Here is a 19147-nt window from a genome sequence, read left to right as displayed (position 1 = left end):
GGATCGCATGCCTGGCTGGTTCCTGTGAGGGATGCTGTGGTGATCGTGTTTTTCCGGCATGATCGTCCATCAGTGTCTTGGGGACTGGTGCGGTGTGTGTTCTGGTTTCTTCTCATTTTTTGATGGAGAGTTTGATCCTGGCTCAGGATGAACGCTGGCGGCGTGCTTAACACATGCAAGTCGAACGATGAAGCCCGTGCTTGCACGGGTGGATTAGTGGCGAACGGGTGAGTATCACGTGAGTAACCTGCCCTTGACTCTGGGATAAGCCTGGGAAACTGGGTCTAATACCGGATGCGACCAGTCCCCGCATGGGGTGCTGGTGGAAAGATTTTATCGGTCTTGGATGGACTCGCGGCCTATCAGCTAGACGGTGGGGTAGAAGCCCACCGTGGCGATGACGGGTAGCCGGCCTGAGAGGGTGACCGGCCACACTGGGACTGAGACACGGCCCAGACTCCTACGGGAGGCAGCAGTGGGGAATATTGCACAATGGGCGCAAGCCTGATGCAGCGACGCCGCGTGCGGGATGACGGCCTTCGGGTTGTAAACCGCTTTCAGCAGGGAAGAAGCTTTATTGTGACGGTACCTGCAGAAGAAGCGCCGGCTAACTACGTGCCAGCAGCCGCGGTAATACGTAGGGCGCGAGCGTTATCCGGAATTATTGGGCGTAAAGAGCTCGTAGGCGGCTTGTCGCGTCTGCTGTGAAAGCCCGGGGCTTAACCCCGGGTGTGCAGTGGGTACGGGCAGGCTAGAGTGCAGTAGGGGAGACTGGAATTCCTGGTGTAGCGGTGAAATGCGCAGATATCAGGAGGAACACCGATGGCGAAGGCAGGTCTCTGGGCTGTTACTGACGCTGAGGAGCGAAAGCATGGGGAGCGAACAGGATTAGATACCCTGGTAGTCCATGCCGTAAACGTTGGGCACTAGGTGTGGGGGACATTCCACGTTTTCCGCGCCGTAGCTAACGCATTAAGTGCCCCGCCTGGGGAGTACGGCCGCAAGGCTAAAACTCAAAGGAATTGACGGGGGCCCGCACAAGCGGCGGAGCATGCGGATTAATTCGATGCAACGCGAAGAACCTTACCAAGGCTTGACATGGACCGGATCGCTGCAGAGATGTAGTTTCCCTTCGGGGCTGGTTCACAGGTGGTGCATGGTTGTCGTCAGCTCGTGTCGTGAGATGTTGGGTTAAGTCCCGCAACGAGCGCAACCCCTATCCTATGTTGCCAGCACGTGATGGTGGGGACTCATGGGAGACTGCCGGGGTCAACTCGGAGGAAGGTGGGGACGACGTCAAATCATCATGCCCCTTATGTCTTGGGCTTCACGCATGCTACAATGGCCGGTACAATGGGTTGCGATACTGTGAGGTGGAGCTAATCCCTAAAAGCCGGTCTCAGTTCGGATCGAAGTCTGCAACTCGACTTCGTGAAGTTGGAGTCGCTAGTAATCGCAGATCAGCAACGCTGCGGTGAATACGTTCCCGGGCCTTGTACACACCGCCCGTCAAGTCACGAAAGTTGGTAACACCCGAAGCCCACGGCCCAACCGGTTTACCGGGGGGAGTGGTCGAAGGTGGGACTGGCGATTGGGACTAAGTCGTAACAAGGTAGCCGTACCGGAAGGTGCGGCTGGATCACCTCCTTTCTAAGGAGCTGGACCCGAGTTCGGGTCCGCCATCTGATGCTGGCAGTCGTTCAGCTGGTGGTTTGCTCAAGGGTGGAATATCAACATTCAGTCATCATGGTCGCTGTGTCGGTCCTGATAAGTACGCATGAAGCTTTTCCTCCGTGAGGGGGGAGGGTGGTTGTGGGAACGTCGGGACTGGTTCTGGTGGTTATGGTGCTTGGCACACTGTTGGGTCCTGGGACAACAGGCCCTCGTTATCGGTCGCTGGTTGGTGATCGGTTGGGGTCTGGTGTTTCTGGATCTGTTGCCCTGGCTGCAGGTAGCCGCATGCGCAACGTGGTCACAGGGGCTCTTCGGAGCCTCTTGTGCTCTGCGGGTGTGTGGTGATGGTGGTGGGGTTTGTTGTTTGGGAACTGCATAGTGGACGCGAGCATCTTTGTTTCTTAATGTGAAACGTGGTCAAGCATCGCATGGTCATCGCTCGTTGTGAGTGGTGGCGTGTTGTGTTGTCCTTGGTAGAGTATTTTGTCTGCCAATGCCTTTTGTAGGGTGTTGGTGGGTGTAAGTGTTAAAGGGCGCATGGTGGATGCCTTGGCAGCAGGAGCCGATGAAGGACGTGGGAATCTGCGATAAGCCTGGTGGAGCTGATAACCGAGCGTTGAAGCCAGGATTTCCGAATGGGGAAACCCCGCATGCTGTTATGGTGTGTGACCGCCGGTTGAATGTATAGACCGGTTGGAGGGAACGTCGGGAAGTGAAACATCTCAGTACCGACAGGAAGAGAAAACAAGAGTGATTCCGTGAGTAGTGGCGAGCGAAAGCGGATGGGGCTAAACCGTGTGCGTGTGATACCTGGTAGGGGTTGCGTGCGCGGGGTTGTGGGACATTCCGTCCAGGGTCTACCAGTCCTGGGGGTTGAGGTGCGGGCGTATAGACGAACACGTGTTGAGTGCGTGACCGGAGAGGGTGTGAGTCCCGTAGTCGTAATGCGTTCCGCCGGCCTGTGAGTGTATCCCGAGTAGCACGAGGCTCGAGGAATCTTGTGTGAATCAGCCAGGACCACCTGGTAAGCCTGAATACTCCCTGCTGACCGATAGTGAATCAGTACCGTGAGGGAATGGTGAAAAGTACCCCGGGAGGGGAGTGAAATAGTACCTGAAACCATGTGCCTACAAGCCGTCAGAGCATGCCTTTGGGTGTGTGATGGCGTGCCTTTTGAAGAATGAGCCTGCGAGTTAGTGCTCAGTGGCGAGGTTAACCCGTGTGGGGCAGCCGTAGCGAAAGCGAGTCTGAATAGGGCGTTTGAGTCGCTGGGTCTAGACCCGAAGCGGAGTGATCTACCCATGGCCAGGTTGAAGCGCGTGTAAGAGCGCGTGGAGGACCGAACCCACCTAGGTTGAAAACTGGGGGGATGAGCTGTGGGTAGGGGTGAAAGGCCAATCAAACTCTGTTATAGCTGGTTCTCCCCGAAATGCATTTAGGTGCAGCGTTGCGTGTTTCTTGCCGGAGGTAGAGCTACTGGATGGCCGATGGGCCCTACAAGGTTACTGACGTCAGCTAAACTCCGAATACCGGTAAGTGAGAGCGCAGCAGTGAGACTGTGGGGGATAAGCTTCATGGTCGAGAGGGAAACAGCCCAGACCACCGGTTAAGGCCCCTAAGCGTGTGCTAAGTGGGAAAGGATGTGGAGTTGCTTAGACAACCAGGAGGTTGGCTTAGAAGCAGCCATCCTTGAAAGAGTGCGTAATAGCTCACTGGTCAAGTGATTCCGCGCCGACAATGTAGCGGGGCTCAAGCACACCGCCGAAACCGTGGCAATTCTCATCCTTGTGGTGAGGGTTGGGTAGGGGAGCGTCGAACACAGCGGTGAAGCTGCGGCGGAAGCCTGTGGTGGAGCGTGTTCGAGTGAGAATGCAGGCATGAGTAGCGAAAGACACGTGAGAAACGTGTCCGCCGAATGACCAAGGGTTCCAGGGTCAAGCTAATCTGCCCTGGGTTAGTCGGGACCTAAGGCGAGGCCGACAGGCGTAGTCGATGGACAACGGGTTGATATTCCCGTACCGGCGAAGAACCGCCCATGGTGAACTGGTGATACTAACCACCCGAACCATACTGGACAGGCTCTTTGAGTCTGCGTGTATGGGGAGCGTGGGACCTGAACCGGGGAGCCAAGCGTATTAACAGGTGTGACGCAGGAAGGTAGCCGGGCCTAGCGATGGTTGTCTAGGTCTAAGAATGTAGCCTGGTTCCTAGGTAAATCCGGGGGCCGTGAAGGGTGAGATTTGATGGGCCCCACCATTTGGGTGGGGATCCGGTGATCCTATGCTGCCGAGAAAAGCATCGACGCGAGGTTCTAGCCGCCCGTACCCCAAACCGACACAGGTGGTCAGGTAGAGAATACCAAGGCGATCGAGAGAATCACGGTTAAGGAACTCGGCAAAATGCCCCCGTAACTTCGGGAGAAGGGGGGCCTCACTCGTGAACCGCACTTGCTGCGGGGAGGCGGGTTGGGGCCGCAGAGACCAGGGGGAAGCGACTGTTTACTAAAAACACAGGTCCGTGCGAAGTCGTAAGACGATGTATACGGACTGACTCCTGCCCGGTGCTGGAAGGTTAAGAGGACCTGTTAGACCCTTTGGGGTCGAAGCGGAGAATTTAAGCCCCAGTAAACGGCGGTGGTAACTATAACCATCCTAAGGTAGCGAAATTCCTTGTCGGGTAAGTTCCGACCTGCACGAATGGAGTAACGACTTCCCCGCTGTCTCAACCGTGAACTCGGCGAAATTGCATTACGAGTAAAGATGCTCGTTACGCGCAGCAGGACGGAAAGACCCCGAGACCTTTACTATAGCTTGGTATTGGTGTTTGACATCACTTGTGTAGGATAGGTGGGAGACTGTGAAGCGGTCACGCTAGTGATCGTGGAGTCATCGTTGAAATACCACTCTGGTGTTGTTAGGCATCTAACTTCGGGCCCTGATCGGGTCCAGGGACAGTGCCTGGTGGGTAGTTTAACTGGGGCGGTTGCCTCCCAAAGAGTAACGGAGGCGCCCAAAGGTTCCCTCAGCCTGGTTGGCAATCAGGTGTCGAGTGTAAGTGCACAAGGGAGCTTGACTGTGAGAGAGGCATCTCGAGCAGGAACGAAAGTTGGGACTAGTGATCCGGCGGCACCGTGTGGAAGGGCCGTCGCTCAACGGATAAAAGGTACCTCGGGGATAACAGGCTGATCCTGCCCAAGAGTCCATATCGACGGCATGGTTTGGCACCTCGATGTCGGCTCGTCGCATCCTGGGGCTGGAGTTGGTCCCAAGGGTTGGGCTGTTCGCCCATTAAAGCGGTACGCGAGCTGGGTTTAGAACGTCGTGAGACAGTTCGGTCCCTATCCGCTGCGCGCGTTGGAGATTTGAGAAGGTCTGTCCTTAGTACGAGAGGACCGGGACGGACGAACCTCTGGTGTGTCAGTTGTACTGCCAAGTGCACCGCTGATTAGCTACGTTCGGGATGGATAACCGCTGAAAGCATCTAAGCGGGAAGCCGGCTTCAAGATAAGATCTCCATCACCCTTGAGGTGTGAAGGCTCCCAGCTAGACTACTGGGTTGATAGGCCGGATGTGGAAGCACGGACTAAAGACGTGTGAAGCTGACCGGTACTAATAAGCCGACCACTTACACCACCTACATACTTGATACGCATGCTTCGTGTGTCTGGTATGGGTGCTCTGCAAGAATCATTTGAGAACACTAGCGTGCTCGCGTCCACTAGGCGGTCCCTGACCAATAAGCCCTACCCCCCCCCCACATGGACGATGTTTGTTGTGGTGTGGGTGGGTGGTGAGAATTGAACAGTGTTTCGTAACAGGTTTACCCGTCATACGCCATGCTTGTGGTGGTGTGTGGTTGGGTTGAGAGAGTTACGGCGGTCATAGCGTGGGGGAAACGCCCGGTCCCATCCCGAACCCGGAAGCTAAGACCCACAGCGCCGATGGTACTGCACACGGGAGTGTGTGGGAGAGTAGGTCACCGCCGGACACCACTTCAGTGCAAGAGCCGAGTCGGAGAGTCAACGATGATTCTCCGCCTCGGCTCTTGTCGTGTGTGCGGACCATGAGAGTCCGCAGCTCCCCTGAGCCGCCGACTCCGTCCGGAAAGGTATCCTGGATCAGTGAACTCTCGAGACGACGATCGACGCCGGGGGCCGTACCGCGGCCGGCCCGAGCGCCCCGACCAGCGCCCCTCGCGGCGGCCGCACGACATGCGCCGCTCCAATCGCGAGGACCGTGCGCGGTCGCCGGAGATCGATGAGGACGTCACCGGCCGTGAGCTCGACCGTGAGGCCTCCCGACAGTTGGGCACCCTCAATGACAACAATCGGAAGCTGGTCGCCAAGCATCTGGTGATGGCGGGCAGGCTGATCGACGTCGATCCCGCCCTCGCTCAGGAGCACGCCCTGGCGGCGTCCCGTCGTGGGGGTCGCCTCGCGCTGGTGCGAGAGGCGGTGGGGCTCACCTCCTATGCCGCCGGCGACTATGCCGAGGCCGTGCGTGAGCTGCGCACCTACCGCCGCATCAGTGGGGACCAGGCGCACCTGCCGGTCCAGGCGGACTGTGAACGCGGGCTCGGCCGTCCGGAGAAGGCCGTGGAACTCGGAGAGAGCGAAGAGGCGCGTCAGCTCAAGGGTGCGATTCGCGCAGAACTGGCGATCGTCGTCGCCGGCGCGCATGCGGACCTGGGCGATCATGCGTCCGCCGTCAGCGCCCTGGAGGTTCCGGAGCTGCAGAAGGATCGGGCCTTCAGCTTCTCTCCGCGGCTCTTCTCGGCCTACGCCGAGGCGCTGGAGCACGTGGGACGGCAGGACGAGGCCCAGCAGTGGCGCCGTCAGTCGTTCGTGGCGGAGCAGGCTCTGGGCACCGGTGCGTTCGAGTCGCCGGAGATCATGGACTTCGACGACGAACCTGCCGCGCTGCCTAAGGTGAAGGACGTCATGGGAACTCCGGACAAGGAGCAGCGCGCGGAGGGCGAGGCATGAGCCGAAGCCTGATGGACCAGCACGACGGTGTCCTCTTCGACCTCGACGGTGTGCTCTACGCGGGGCCCCGGGCCGTCGACGGGGCGGTGTCTGCTCTCGAGGAGCTGCGTCGCCGAGAAACCCCCTGCGGCTTCGTGACCAACAACGCCTCCCGCTCGGCCGAGGAGATCGCTGCGCATCTGAACGACCTGGGCATGGTGGCCTCGGCCAGTGAGGTCTTCGGCTCCGCGCCTGCCGGCGTAGCTCTGATGGGCCGCGAGGTCCCCGCGGGGGCGAAGGTCATGGTCACCGGAAGCGCCTACCTGCGTCAGCTGGTCGAGGCGGCGGGTTATCGCGTCGTGGACTCCGCCGCCGCTCGTCCCGCCGCGGTCATCCAAGGCTTCGATCCCCAGCTGCGCTGGACGGATCTGGCTGAGGCGGCGTTCGCTGTCAACGACGGCGCCCGCTGGTTCGCCACCAATCTGGACATGACCATCCCGCGCGAACACGGCATCGCCCCCGGCAACGGAGCGCTCGTCGAGACCATCGGCCGGGCCACCGGGACGATCCCCACTGCGGCAGGGAAGCCGGAGCCGCTGCTGTTCCAGCAGGCCGCCGAGTCTCTGGGGCTCCAGGCGCCGCTGGTCATCGGCGACCGGCTCGACACCGACATCCTCGGCGGCAACCGTGCCCGATTCACCACAGTCCTGGTGCTGACCGGCATCGACTCTCGGGAGAGCGCCGCCGCAGCCGACACCGCCCACCGCCCGGACCATGTGATCGATTCGCTGTCCGAGCTGTTCGCCGAGGATCCCGCAGGAGCCGTGACATGACGCATACGTCCCCTCAGGAGGACCCTCAGGGTATGACACTGGAGGAGCTCGAGGAGCACATCGGTGCCGCCGAGCAGCTGCATCGTGACCTGTCGGCCCGGCTCGAGGCCACGGCTCGGGACTGAGTCGGCCGAGGAGCGACGCCACCCGATGCCTACCGAACGACTCGACCGTGCCCTGGTCGCCCGAGGACTGGCGGCCAGCCGCACCCGCGCGGGGCAGCTGATCAGCGCCGGCGCCGTGACCCTGGACGGACTCACGGTCACCAAGCCTTCAGCCGCCGTGCGGCCGGGCCAGTCGGTGAAGGTCACCGTCACGGACCCCTGGGTGAGCCGAGCGGCGCACAAGCTGCTCGGCGCCCTGAAGGCCCGCCCCGATATCGTCGTGGCCGGTCGGCGCTGTCTGGACGCCGGTGCCTCGACCGGAGGATTCACCCAGGTCCTCCTGGACCGTGGTGCCGCTCGGGTGGTCGCCGTCGACGTCGGACATGACCAGCTCGCCGTGGGACTGCGCGAGGACCCCCGGGTGGAGAACCACGAGGGACTGAACTTGAGACACCTGGAGCCGGGTGCTCTCGGGGAGCCATTCGCGCTGATCGTCGCCGACCTCTCCTTCATCTCGCTGCGCCTGGTGATGGCTCAGCTCGCCGCCCAGGCCGCCGTCGGCGCGGACCTGCTGCTGATGGTCAAGCCGCAGTTCGAGGTGGGCCGTGAGCGGCTCTCCCGCACCGGCGTGGTCACCAGCCCTGACCTGCGACGGGAGGCGGTGATCGGTGTGGTGGACTCCGCGGAGGAGACCGGGCTGCGCCTGCTCGCCGCCCATCGCTCCCAGCTGCCCGGCCAGGACGGCAACCTCGAGTTCTTCCTCCATCTGCGTAGCCCCGAGGGCGGCGCGGGGGAGCCGTGCAGCGGCGCGTCGGTCCTGGCCGCTAGGCTGGAACAGCTCGACTACCACGACTGAACCACACTGGAGGTGCCATGACGGAGGCGGACCGCAGGCGGGAGATCCTGGTACTCGCCCATACCGGGCGCCATGACGCCGTGGACGCCGCCGCGACTGTCGCCGAGAGGCTCCATCAGGCCGGACTGACCCCGGTCATGCTCGCCCGGGACATCGAGTCCCTCGCCCAGGTCGTGGGGGACCGGCTGCGGGACGTCCCCCTCGCCGTCGCAGGAAAAGAGGTCCCGCTGTCCCGATGTGAGGTGGGCATGGTCCTGGGCGGGGACGGTTCCATCCTCCGGGCAGCCGAGCTGGTCCGAGGCGCTGAGCTTCCTCTGATGGGCGTCAACCTGGGCCATGTGGGTTTCCTCGCCGAATCCGAGCGCACCGAGCTGGACTCCTCGGTCGAATGGGTGGTCGATCAGGACTACACGGTGGAGCGCCGGATGGCCATCGATGTGCAGGTCTGGCACGCCGGCGAACATGTCGGCAGCACTTGGGCGCTCAACGAGGCCAGCGTGGAGAAGCACTCCCGGGAACGCATGGTCGACCTCGTCGTGGAGGTCGACGGACGGCCCATCTCCGCCTTCGGCTGTGACGGCGTCGTGATGGCGACCCCCACCGGATCCACCGCCTATGCGTTCTCCGCAGGGGGGCCGGTGGTCTGGCCCGAGGTCGAGGCGCTGGTCATGGTGCCCATCTCCGCCCACGCGCTGTTCGCCCGCCCCCTGGTCGTGGCCCCGGACTCGGTCCTCGCCGTCGAGGTCCTTCAGCGTGAGGACGAACAGGGCGTGCTGTGGTGCGACGGCCGTCGCTCCACCGAGCTGCCCGCCGGCTCCCGGGTGGAGGTCACCCGATCGGACGAGCCCGTCCTGCTCGCCCGGGTCCACCAGACGCCGTTCTCCGAGCGGCTCGTGGACAAGTTCAACCTTCCGACCTCAGGCTGGCGCGGCCCGGTGGACGCGAGCAACACCGTCACCACGGACGAACGCCCCGCGGCCCACCCGATGGGTTCAGAGATGACGGCGGGCACTCCGGGAGACACGCAGGGAGACGCCCCATGATCGAGCACGTGACCATCAGCGACCTCGGTGTCATCGAACGTGCCGAGCTCGAGCTGGACCCGGGGCTCAACGTCGTCACCGGTGAGACCGGAGCGGGCAAGACCATGGTCGTGACCGCCCTCGGCCTCCTGCTGGGCTCCCGGGCCGATGCCAGCGCCGTGCGCAGCGGGGCCCCCCGTGCTGCCGTCGACGCCGAGCTGCGGGTCGCCTCCGATCACCGATCCATGCGTCTCGCCCGCGAGGCGGGAGCCTGGATCGACGACGCCGACCCCGACGAGACAGATGCGCCGGGCTCGGAGCGGGCGGGAGTGGAGAAGGCCGCGCTGCTTCTCGGCCGTGCGGTCAGCGCCAAAGGTCGCAGCCGTGCGAGCGTCTCCGGACGGAGCGTGCCCATCTCGCTGCTCGGAGAGATCGGCTCCGCGCTGGTCACCGTCCACGGCCAGACGGACCAGCTGCGTCTGAAGTCCGTGGCCGCGCAGCGGCGGGCGCTGGACAGCTACGCCGGTCAGGAGTTCGCCGCCCTGGCACGGGAGTACCGCGCTCGTTTCGAGGAATACCAGACCCGACGCGCCGAGCTGGAGGAGATCACCACCCATGAGCGCGAGCGCCGGCTCGAGGCCGAGCAGCTCCAGCAGGCGCTCGAGCAGATCGACGAGGTCGACCCGCAGCCCGGTGAGGATGAACGGCTCAAGGCCGAGTCCCTCAAGCTCGAGAACGTCGAGGCTCTCCGGGAGGCGGCACGTACCGCCCAGCACGCGCTCTCCGGCCCGGATGCGGCTGAGACGCTCTCCGAAGGGCCCCATGCGGTCGAACTGGTCGAGGCGTCCTCCACGGCACTGGCCCCCGTGCAGGACCAGGACGAGGAGCTGGCCGACATCGCCGAGCAGATCGCCTCCGTCTCTTCCCTGCTCGACGACGCGGCCTCCCAGCTGGGCATCTACGCGGCGAACCTCGATGAGTCCGGCCCTGAACGGCTGGGCGAGGTGCACCAGCGCCGCGCGGACCTGGACCGGCTGTCCAGACTCTACGGACCCGACGTCGATGCTGTGCTGGCCTGGGCCGAGGAGGCCCGACGCCGGCTGAACACGCTGCAGAGCGACGACGACCGGATCACCCGGCTCACCGCCGAGATCGGCCAGCTCGAGCTGGCCCTCCAGGAGCAGGCCTCCGAGCTGCGCCGCCGGCGGACCGAGGCCGGCCATCGGCTCGCCGAAGCCGTGGGGGAGGAGCTCGCAGCCCTGGCTATGCCGCACGCCCGGATGGTCGTGGACGTCACTGAGACCGAGGAGCTGGGGCCCCACGGGGCCGACGTCGTCGCCATGCTCCTGGCCCCGCACGCCGGCGCCGAGCCGCTGCCGCTGGGCAAGGGGGCCTCCGGCGGTGAGCTCTCCCGGGTGATGCTCGCGATCGAGGTGGTGCTGGCGGCCCACGACTCCGCCGGGACCTTCATCTTCGACGAGGTCGATGCCGGTGTCGGCGGCAAGGCCGCTGTGCAGATCGGCCGCAGGCTCGCGATGCTGGCCGAGCACGTGCAGGTCATCGTGGTGACTCACCTGCCGCAGGTCGCCGCCTGGGCGCAGAACCACATCCGGGTCTACAAGTCCTCCGTGGAGGACGCCTCCTCCGCCGGGGGGTTCACCGCCTCCGACGTCCGCGCGCTGGACGAGGAGGAGCGGGTCAGCGAGCTGGCGCGGATGCTCGCCGGGCAGGAGGACTCGGCCTCCGCACGCGCCCACGCCAAGGAGCTCCTCGAGGCGGCCGGCGCCGGCTGATCCCGCAGGTGAGGGAGATCGCACACCGGCAATCCCCTCCAGGACTACTGCCGGAGGTGCGGGCCTGATAGCCTTGAACTCCGTGGTGCATCGAAACAGTTCCCGGAACCAGTCCAGTCCCCAGACGCCTCGTCAGATCTTCGTGACCGGGGGTGTTGTCTCCTCTCTCGGCAAGGGGCTCACCGCCTCATCCCTGGGGCATCTGCTCCGGGCACGCGGGCTCTCCGTCGTGATGCAGAAGCTCGATCCCTATCTGAACGTGGATCCGGGCACGATGAATCCCTTCCAGCACGGTGAGGTCTTCGTCACCGAGGACGGTGCCGAGACCGACCTGGACATCGGCCACTACGAGCGTTTCCTCGACGAGAACCTCGACGGCCTCAACAATGTCACCACCGGGCAGATCTACTCTGCGGTGATCGAGCGCGAACGCCGCGGCGACTACCTGGGCGACACCGTCCAGGTCATCCCGCACATCACCGACGAGATCAAGCGCCGCATGCGCCTGCCCGCTGAGGCCGAGGACGACCGCGAGGTCCCAGACGTCATCATCACCGAGATCGGCGGCACCGTCGGTGACATCGAGTCTCAGCCGTTCCTGGAGGCTGCCCGCCAGGTCCGCCAGGACGTGGGCCGGGAGAACGTCTTCTTCCTGCACGTCTCTCTGGTGCCCTACATCGGCCCCAGCCAGGAGCTGAAGACCAAGCCGACCCAGCACTCCGTGGCCGCCCTGCGCAGCCTGGGCATCCAGCCCGACGGCATTGTGCTGCGATCCGACCGTGAGCTGCCCCAGGACGTCCGCGGGAAGATCTCGCGGATGTGCGACGTCGACGACGACGCGGTCATCACCTGTGCAGACGCGCCGAGCATCTACGACATCCCGCGCATCCTGCACAAGCAGGCCATCGACGCCTATGTGGTGCAGAAGATGGACCTGAAGTTCAAAGACGTCGACTGGTCCAAGTGGAACCGCCTGCTCGATGTCGTTCATCACCCAGACCATGAGGTCGAGGTCGCGCTGGTCGGCAAGTACATCGACCTGCCCGATGCCTACCTCTCGGTGACAGAGGCGCTGCGCGCCGGTGGCTTCGCCCACCGGGCCAAGACCAAGATCCGGTGGGTGGCCTCCGACCTGTGCGCCTCCGAGGAGGGCGCGGCGAAGGCGCTGGAGGGCGTGGACGCCATCTGCGTGCCCGGAGGCTTCGGGGTGCGCGGACTCGACGGCAAGATCGGCGCCTTCCGTCACGCTCGTGAGCGCGGCATCCCGGCCCTGGGCCTGTGCCTGGGACTGCAGACCATGGTCATGGAGTACGCGCGCAACGTGGCCGGACTCTCCGAGGCGAACTCCACGGAGTTCGATCCGGATACCGCCTATCCGGTGATCGCCACGATGGCCGAGCAGAAGGACATCGTCTCCGGCGACGGGGATCTGGGCGGCACCATGCGGCTGGGCGCCTACGACGCCGTCCTCGCCGACGGCAGCGTGGTGGCTGAGACCTACGGCGCGTCAGCGATCTCTGAGCGCCACCGGCACCGCTACGAGGTCAACAACGCCTACCGTGAGCAGCTCACCGAGGCGGGCCTGGTGTTCTCCGGGACCTCTCCCGACGGGCGCCTGGTCGAGTTTGTGGAGCTGCCCCGGGCGACCCACCCCTACTACGTCTCCACCCAGGCCCACCCGGAGCTGAAGTCCCGGCCGACCGATGCGCACCCGCTGTTCGCCGGGCTCATCAAGGCCGGGCTGGACCGCCGCGGCTGAGCACCCGGTGGAGCAGACCGGCGACGCCGACGAGCTCCGGGACCGTCATCGCCGACTGCGCGAGGCGGTGCCGGAGAGCCCGGTGGGCCGGGAGATCCAGGACTACCTGACGCATCTGCGCATCGAGCGCGGATCCTCCGCCAACACCTTGGCGTCCTACCGACGTGACCTGCTGCGCTATGGCGCGCACCTGCTCGGAGAGGGCATCACCGCCCCGCGCCAGGTCCAGGAGGAGACGGTCGCCGCCTTCCTGCGGGGGCTGAGCACCGGCGCCGACGGCGGCTCCATGCTCTCCCAGCGGTCGATGGCCCGGGTGCTGGCCGCCGTGCGCGGACTGCACCGGCACTGGGCCGCTGAAGGGCGGAGCCCGGGGGACCCCGCGGCGCAGGTCTCGGCCCCCAAGCCCCGACAGTCCCTGCCCAAGGCGCTCACCGTGGATCAGGTGCACCGCCTGCTGGAGGCTCCGGACCGCACCACGGAGCTGGGCCTGCGGGACCGGGCTCTGCTGGAGTTCCTCTACGCCACCGGGGTGCGCATCACCGAGGCCGTCAGCCTCGATGTCGACGACCTCGTGGAGCTGCGCGAGGCCGGCACCCGCTCCCGGGACGGCCTGGTCGTGGTGCGGGTCACGGGCAAGGGGGACAAGCAGCGGGTCGTGCCGGTGGGCAGCTACGCGCAGCAGGCGGTGGCGGACTACCTGACCGCCGGGCGTCCCGCCCTGGCCGAGGCAGTGGCCCGGGCGGCACGACGGCGAGCCTCCTCCCCGGCGCTGTTCCTCAACCAGCGCGGCGGGCGGCTCTCGCGGCAGTCAGCCTGGACGGTGCTGCGCCGCCATGCCGAGACGGCGGGGATCGAGACCGAGGTGTCGCCGCACACGCTGCGCCACTCCTGCGCGACCCATATGCTCGAAGGCGGGGCCGGGATTCGCATGGTCCAGGAGATGCTGGGCCACGCCTCGGTGACGACCACCCAGATCTACACCAAGGTCACCGCGGAGGCGCTCCAGGAGAGCTACGCCTCGGCCCACCCGCGGGCGCTCTGACCGCACCTGGGCTCTCGTACCGGCCTCAGGCGTCGGGCCGGCCGTCCTTGAACACCGTGTGGGTCAGCGGCATCCCCGGCCGGTAGGCCAGGTGGATCGCCGCCGGGGCGTCGAGCACCTGCAGGTCGGCGCGCTTGCCGAGCTCCACGGAACCGACCTCCTCAGCCACGCGCAGCGCCTGGGCCCCGCCCATCGTGGCCGCGCGCACTGCCTCGTGCAGGCTCAGCTTCATCTGCAGCACAGCGGTGGCCACACAGAAGCCCATCGCCGTGGTGTAGCTGGTGCCCGGGTTGCAGTTCGACGCCAGAGCGATCTCCGCTCCGGCATCGAGGAGACGCCGTCCCGGCGCCAGCGGCTGCCGGGTGGAGAGATCACAGGCCGGCAGACAGGTCGCCACCGTGGAGGAGCCGGCAAGAGCCTCGACGTCGGCGTCCTCGAGGTGGTTGACATGGTCCACGCTGGCCGCGCCCAGCTCCACGGCCAGCCGTACCCCAGGGCCGGGGCCGAGCTGGTTGCCGTGCACGCGCAGCCCGAGCCCGGCCTCTCGGCAGGCCAGGAGCACCCGCCGGGAGGCGTCCTCGTCGAAGGCGCCGCGCTCGCAGAACACATCGGCCCACTGCACATGGTCCTTCACCGCCTGCAGCATGGGGCCGCACACCTGGTCGAGATACTCGTCGGCCTCCGCGCCCGGCGGCACCAGATGCGCCCCGAGGAAGGTGACGACGTCGGCGGCCTCGCTGGCCAGTCGGGCGTGCCGCACCTCCTCGTCCACGCTGAGCCCATAGCCGGTCTTGGTCTCCAGGAAGGTCGTGCCGCCCGCCCGAGCCTCCGCCACTCGGGCGGCGAGCAGCCTGGCGAGCTCGGCGTCGTCTGCGGCGCGGGTCGCGGCCATGGTGACCCCGATGCCGCCGGCGCTGTAGGACTCCCCGGCCATGCGAGCCTCGAACTCGGCCCCACGGTCCCCGGCGAAGACCAGGTGCGTGTGGGAGTCCACCCAGCCGGGCAGCACGGCACGGCCGCCGGCGTCCCACCGGACGTCGGCCGCCGGTGCCCGACGCGTGGGGCCGATCCAGGCGATCCGGCCGTCCTCGATCGCCACGGCGGCATCCTGGAGCACTCGGTGGTCGGGGTCGACGGTGGTGAGCTCACCGATGCCGGTGATCACAGTGCTGGAGTGGTTGGTGCTGGTCATCTCAGCTCCTGAGCTCGGGATGGTCGGTGAACAGAGCGTGGTACAGCTCTGCCGGGTCCCCGAGCTGAAGGTGCCGGCCTTCACGGGCGATCTCCTCACCGCCCACGCGTACGGAGAGCACATCCGCGGCGGTGGCGCTCAGCGGCAGCTGCTCTGGGTGCCCGCCGGCTGTGCGGGCTGAGCCGCAGTCCACCACGACGGCATCGTCAGCGCATTCCGCCTCGGCGGCATCTGCCGGCAGTCCGAGGCTGTTCCGGCCGGCGTCCGAGGAGGCCCGGCGCAGCTGGGCCGGACTGAACCGTCCGCGCTCGCCGCTGCGCAGCCGCTCGCCGTGTTCCAGGGCACGCATCTCCAGGAAGGGATCCACCACGGCGTGCTGGTCCGAACCGAGGGCGATCACCACCCCGGCATCGGCGAGCTCTCGGGCCGGGCCGATGCCGTCACCGAGGTCGGCCTCGGTGGTCGGGCACATCACTACGGTGGCCCGAGCCTCCCCGAGCAGGGATATGTCCTCCTCGCTGAGATGGGTGGCGTGGACCGCGGAAAGCCGCGGACTGAGCAGCCCGTGCTCGTGCAGCAGCCGTGTCGGGCTCATCCCCTGGGCGGCCTGCACCGCCGCGTTCTCCGCCGGCTGCTCCGAGAGGTGGATGTGCAGCGGCACCTCGGGGTGCTCCGCGGCCCAGCCGGCGATCTCGGCGAGCTGAGCGGCGTCCACGGCACGCAGGGAGTGCACCGCCGCCCCCAGGCTGACCAGCCCGGCTCCGGCGTCCTCCTCAGCGAGAGCGGCACGCAGCCGTCCCCAGCGCGAGGCCCAGGCGCCGACGTCGGCATCGGCGTAGCGACGCTGCACAGGGCTGAGCTCCAGCTGCTCCCCGGCAGGGGAGAGCCCACCGCGCAGGTAGCAGGTGTCCAGCAGGACCAGGCGCAGGCCCACGGTCCGGGCGGCCCGGGCCATGGCCCGCTCCATGGCGTGCTCTCCGTCGTCCTCGGCCCCGTAGGGGGTGCCATCGAGACCGTGGTGCAGGTAGTGGAACTCGCCCACGGCGGTCCAGCCGGCGGCGGCCATCTCCGCATAGACGGCGGTGGCCAGCCGCTCCATGGTCTCCGGGGTCAGAGACTCGGCGGACCGGTACATCTCCTCCCGCCAGCGCCAGAAGTCCCCGGGGGCGCCGTGCGGGCCGGCGTGGGTGCGGCCCCGCAGCAGCCGGTGGAAGGCATGGGAGTGCGCGTTGACCGGCCCGGGCATGGTGAGGGTGGTGCGGTCGGCGATGTTCACAGCAGCTCCTCCAGGGCGTCGGCGAGAGCCTGGACGCCGAGGGTGGCGTCGTCATCCTCGACATGCTCCTCCGGGGCGTGGCTGACGCCACTGGGGTTGCGCACGTAGATCATCCCGGTGGGCACCGCCGAGGCCAGCACTCCCGCATCGTGGCCGGCGCCGGTGGGCAGCAGCGGCGCCGTGGGGGCGGTGCGTCGGACCGACTCGGTCAGCGTGGCGGCCAGCTGCGGGTCGAAGTGCACGGTCCCGGAGAAGGACTCCTCGGTCAGCTCCGCAGTGCAGCCTTCGCCGAGCGCGGCCTGCTGGGCGTGGCGCCAGATGTCTTCGACCAGGCCCGCCGTCACGGCGTCGTCGGGGTGGCGCACGTCCATCCACAGGTCCACCCTGGAGGCGATGACGTTGGTGCCCCCGGGGACCGGCTCCAGCCGGCCCACGGTGGCGCGCGCCTGGGGCTGGGTCCTGGCCAGCCGGCGGACATCGAGCACCGTCTCGGAGGCGGCGACCATCGGGTCGGAGCGGTCCGCCATCAGAGTGGTCCCGGCGTGGTTGCCCTGACCGTGGAAGGCGATCCGCCAGCGGCCATGGCCCAGGATGGTGGAGCCCACCGCGAGGGCGGGAGCGCCGTCGGTGAGGTGGTCGGGGGAGTTCAGCCCGCGTCCCTGCTCCACGTGCAGCTCCACGAACTGCCCGATGCGGGCCAGGGCCTCGGGGTCGACTCCCATATGGGCGGGGTCCAGCCCTTCGGCGCGGGCCGCCTCGCCGAAGGTGACGCCGTCGGCGTCGCGCAGCGCCAGGGCCTTCTGCGTGGAAATGGCGCCACTCAGCAGCCGGGACCCGAGGCAGGCCACGCCGAAGCGGGAGCCCTCCTCCTCGGGGAAGACGGCCACGGCCAGCGCCCGACGGCGCCGCAGCGTGCCGGTGGCCTCCCGGGTGCGCAGCACATCCACGGCGGCCAGTGCCGACGCGATTCCGAGGGGACCGTCGAAGGCGCCCCCGCCGGGGACCGAGTCCAGGTGGGAGCCGGTCACCAGGGCGCCCCGCCTCGAGCCCTCCAGGGATTCTGCACGCGCCGGGGCGGGCAGGTCCCACCATGCCCAGAGGATGCCGTTGCGATCCTCCTCGGTGTCCAGACCCCGGGCGTGGGCCTCCTGCAGGAACCAGGCGCGCAGGTCCTTCTCGGCCGGTGACCACACCGGCCGGCTGTAGCCTCCGCGACGTGGATCGGTGCCGACGTCGGCGATGGCGGCCATCAGTGAGTTGACGGCGGATGAGGTCTCAGTCATGTGACTCCTATGATCAGTGCGGCCAGGGGAGTGGCGAAGAGCAGGGTCAGCAGCACCCGCTGCACCCAGATGACCACCAGCTGCCAGATCTTCACCGGGATCTCGGTGGCGAGCACGGAGGGCACCAGGGCGGAGAAGAAGATGATGCCCGAGACGCAGACCACGCCGATGACCAGGCGCAGCAGCTCCGACTCGTGACCGGCCACCAGGGTGGCGGGAAGGAACATCTCCGCGATCCCCAGGGCGGAGGCGGTGGCGGCCAGCTGCGGGTCGGGAAGCTGCAGGGCCCAGGTCAGCGGAAGGAACAGGTAGCCGAGCCATTCGAAGACGGGCGTGAAGGTGGCCAGAATCAGCCCGATCAGCCCGATCGACATGATCGAGGGCAGGATCTGCATCGCCATGAGCAGACCGTCGAGGAAACTCCTGCTCATGTTGCGGACCACACCCGGGGCGGCCTCCAGGGACTCTCCGGAGGCGCGCCAGGCGGCGCGGAGCCGCCCTGAGCTGATCCGCTCCTCCGGCTGCGGGGTCGCCCCCGGGAAGTATTCCTCGGGGATCCGGCTGATCGGCGGTATGCGCACCACGATCACCGTCACCGCATAGGTCACCACCAGCGTCAGGAAGAAGTACCACAGCCACAGATGCATCAGGTCCAGAGTGCGGGCGACCACGACCATGAAGGTCGCCGAGACCGTGGAGAACCCGGTGGCGATGATCGCCGCCTCACGTCCGGTGTACCGGCCCGAGGTGTACACCCGGTTGGTGATCAGCAGTCCCAGCGAGTAGCTGCCCACGAAGGAGGCGACCGCGTCGATGGCCGATCGGCCCGGGGTGTGCCACAGCGGGCGCATCACCGGCTGCATCAGGACCCCCAGGTACTCCATCAGCCCGTAGCCGACCAGCAGCGCCAGGAAGACGGCGCCCACCGGGACCAGCAGGCCGACCGGGATCACCAGGGCCTCATAGAGGAAAGGTCCCAGGTCCGGGGCGAAGAGGAACTCCGGTCCGGCGCCGGTGACGATCATGATGCTGGTGGCCAGTCCGAGGATGTTCAGCAGTGCGAACACCGTGCGCGCCGGGGACTGCCGCCACCGTCCCGTCACGAAGGGTCGGACGGTGCCCGCCAGGATGATCGCCAGGGCGACGTAGGCCGTGGCGCCTCCGAGCAGCTCCTGCAGCCCGGAGACGAGGTGGTCCAGGGGGATCGTGGTGGTCTCGCCGAGGGTGACCGGCACGAAGAACATGAGGATCCCGATCCCGCTGTACAGGAAGAACCTCCAGCGGCCTCGTGGCCGGGTCGGAGCTGTCCGGTGCGTGGCGTCTGTGCGGTCCATGGGGTGAGCCTTCCGC

Annotated in this window: 12 protein-coding genes and 3 rRNA genes; 11 read left to right on the top strand and 4 right to left on the bottom strand. The window is 66.4% G+C overall.

What is annotated here, in order from left to right; translation table 11 throughout:
* Nucleotides 1–119: 119 nt before the first annotated feature.
* From HNR09_RS00850 to HNR09_RS00805, 11 genes are all read left to right on the top strand, one after another.
* Nucleotides 120–1650: ribosomal RNA gene (locus tag HNR09_RS00850) — 16S ribosomal RNA — on the top strand.
* A gap of 541 nt (nt 1651–2191) precedes the next feature.
* Nucleotides 2192–5306, top strand: a 23S ribosomal RNA gene (locus HNR09_RS00845).
* A gap of 238 nt (nt 5307–5544) precedes the next feature.
* Nucleotides 5545–5661 (top strand): 5S ribosomal RNA (rrf, locus tag HNR09_RS00840).
* The 16S, 23S and 5S rRNA genes sit together here, the layout of an rRNA operon.
* Nucleotides 5662–5794: 133 nt before the next feature.
* Nucleotides 5795–6658: a tetratricopeptide repeat protein gene (locus HNR09_RS00835; RefSeq protein WP_343047395.1), complete on the top strand. Its 864-nt coding sequence runs from the start codon at nt 5795–5797 to the stop codon at nt 6656–6658.
* Nucleotides 6655–7470 carry an HAD-IIA family hydrolase gene (locus tag HNR09_RS00830; protein WP_179540323.1) on the top strand — a complete coding sequence of 272 codons (816 nt, stop codon included), beginning with the start codon at nt 6655–6657 and terminating at the stop codon, nt 7468–7470. The genes HNR09_RS00835 and HNR09_RS00830 overlap by 4 nt, the downstream gene beginning before the upstream one ends.
* Nucleotides 7467–7595 carry a hypothetical protein gene (locus HNR09_RS16300; RefSeq protein WP_281366331.1) on the top strand — a complete coding sequence of 43 codons (129 nt, stop codon included), beginning with the start codon at nt 7467–7469 and terminating at the stop codon, nt 7593–7595. Before HNR09_RS00830 ends, HNR09_RS16300 begins: the two co-directional genes overlap by 4 nt.
* Nucleotides 7596–7620: 25 nt before the next feature.
* Complete coding sequence (locus HNR09_RS00825) at nt 7621–8430, top strand: TlyA family RNA methyltransferase (protein ID WP_179540322.1); 810 nt, start codon at nt 7621–7623, stop codon at nt 8428–8430.
* Nucleotides 8431–8447: 17 nt separating this feature from the next.
* Entirely contained in the window at nt 8448–9473 is a 1026-nt protein-coding gene (locus tag HNR09_RS00820) for an NAD kinase (RefSeq protein ID WP_179540321.1), read from the top strand.
* The gene (recN, locus tag HNR09_RS00815) at nt 9470–11245 is read left to right on the top strand and encodes a DNA repair protein RecN (RefSeq protein ID WP_179540320.1); all 1776 of its coding nucleotides are present in this window, start codon (nt 9470–9472) and stop codon (nt 11243–11245) included. The genes HNR09_RS00820 and recN overlap by 4 nt, the downstream gene beginning before the upstream one ends.
* A gap of 64 nt (nt 11246–11309) precedes the next feature.
* Nucleotides 11310–13004 carry a CTP synthase gene (gene pyrG, locus HNR09_RS00810; RefSeq protein ID WP_179542934.1) on the top strand — a complete coding sequence of 565 codons (1695 nt, stop codon included), beginning with the start codon at nt 11310–11312 and terminating at the stop codon, nt 13002–13004.
* A 7-nt stretch (nt 13005–13011) separates the two neighbouring features.
* Nucleotides 13012–14046 (top strand): site-specific tyrosine recombinase XerD, encoded by a 1035-nt coding sequence (locus tag HNR09_RS00805; RefSeq protein WP_343047394.1) that lies wholly within the window; start codon nt 13012–13014, stop codon nt 14044–14046.
* A gap of 25 nt (nt 14047–14071) precedes the next feature.
* On the opposite strand, the gene hutI is transcribed toward HNR09_RS00805, so the two are convergent.
* Genes hutI through HNR09_RS00785 form a run of 4 tightly spaced genes read right to left on the bottom strand, consistent with a single transcriptional unit; the run spans nt 14072 to nt 19131 of the window.
* Nucleotides 14072–15238, bottom strand: a complete 1167-nt coding sequence (hutI, locus tag HNR09_RS00800) for an imidazolonepropionase (RefSeq protein WP_179540318.1) — start codon at nt 15236–15238, stop codon at nt 14072–14074.
* 1 nt (nt 15239) lies between these two features.
* Nucleotides 15240–16514: a formimidoylglutamate deiminase gene (locus HNR09_RS00795; protein WP_343047393.1), complete on the bottom strand. Its 1275-nt coding sequence runs from the start codon at nt 16512–16514 to the stop codon at nt 15240–15242.
* Nucleotides 16511–17797: an allantoate amidohydrolase gene (locus tag HNR09_RS00790; protein ID WP_179540317.1), complete on the bottom strand. Its 1287-nt coding sequence runs from the start codon at nt 17795–17797 to the stop codon at nt 16511–16513. The genes HNR09_RS00795 and HNR09_RS00790 overlap by 4 nt, the downstream gene beginning before the upstream one ends.
* Nucleotides 17794–19131, bottom strand: coding sequence for a YjiH family protein (locus tag HNR09_RS00785; RefSeq protein ID WP_179540316.1), 1338 nt, complete (start codon nt 19129–19131; stop codon nt 17794–17796). Before HNR09_RS00785 ends, HNR09_RS00790 begins: the two co-directional genes overlap by 4 nt.
* Nucleotides 19132–19147 lie beyond the last annotated feature (16 nt).

The organism is Nesterenkonia xinjiangensis (assembly GCF_013410745.1).
Taxonomy (GTDB): Bacteria; Actinomycetota; Actinomycetes; order Actinomycetales; family Micrococcaceae; genus Nesterenkonia; species Nesterenkonia xinjiangensis.
Note: the sequence above shows the minus strand (reverse complement) of the source record. Positions and strands in the feature narration are given on the sequence as shown.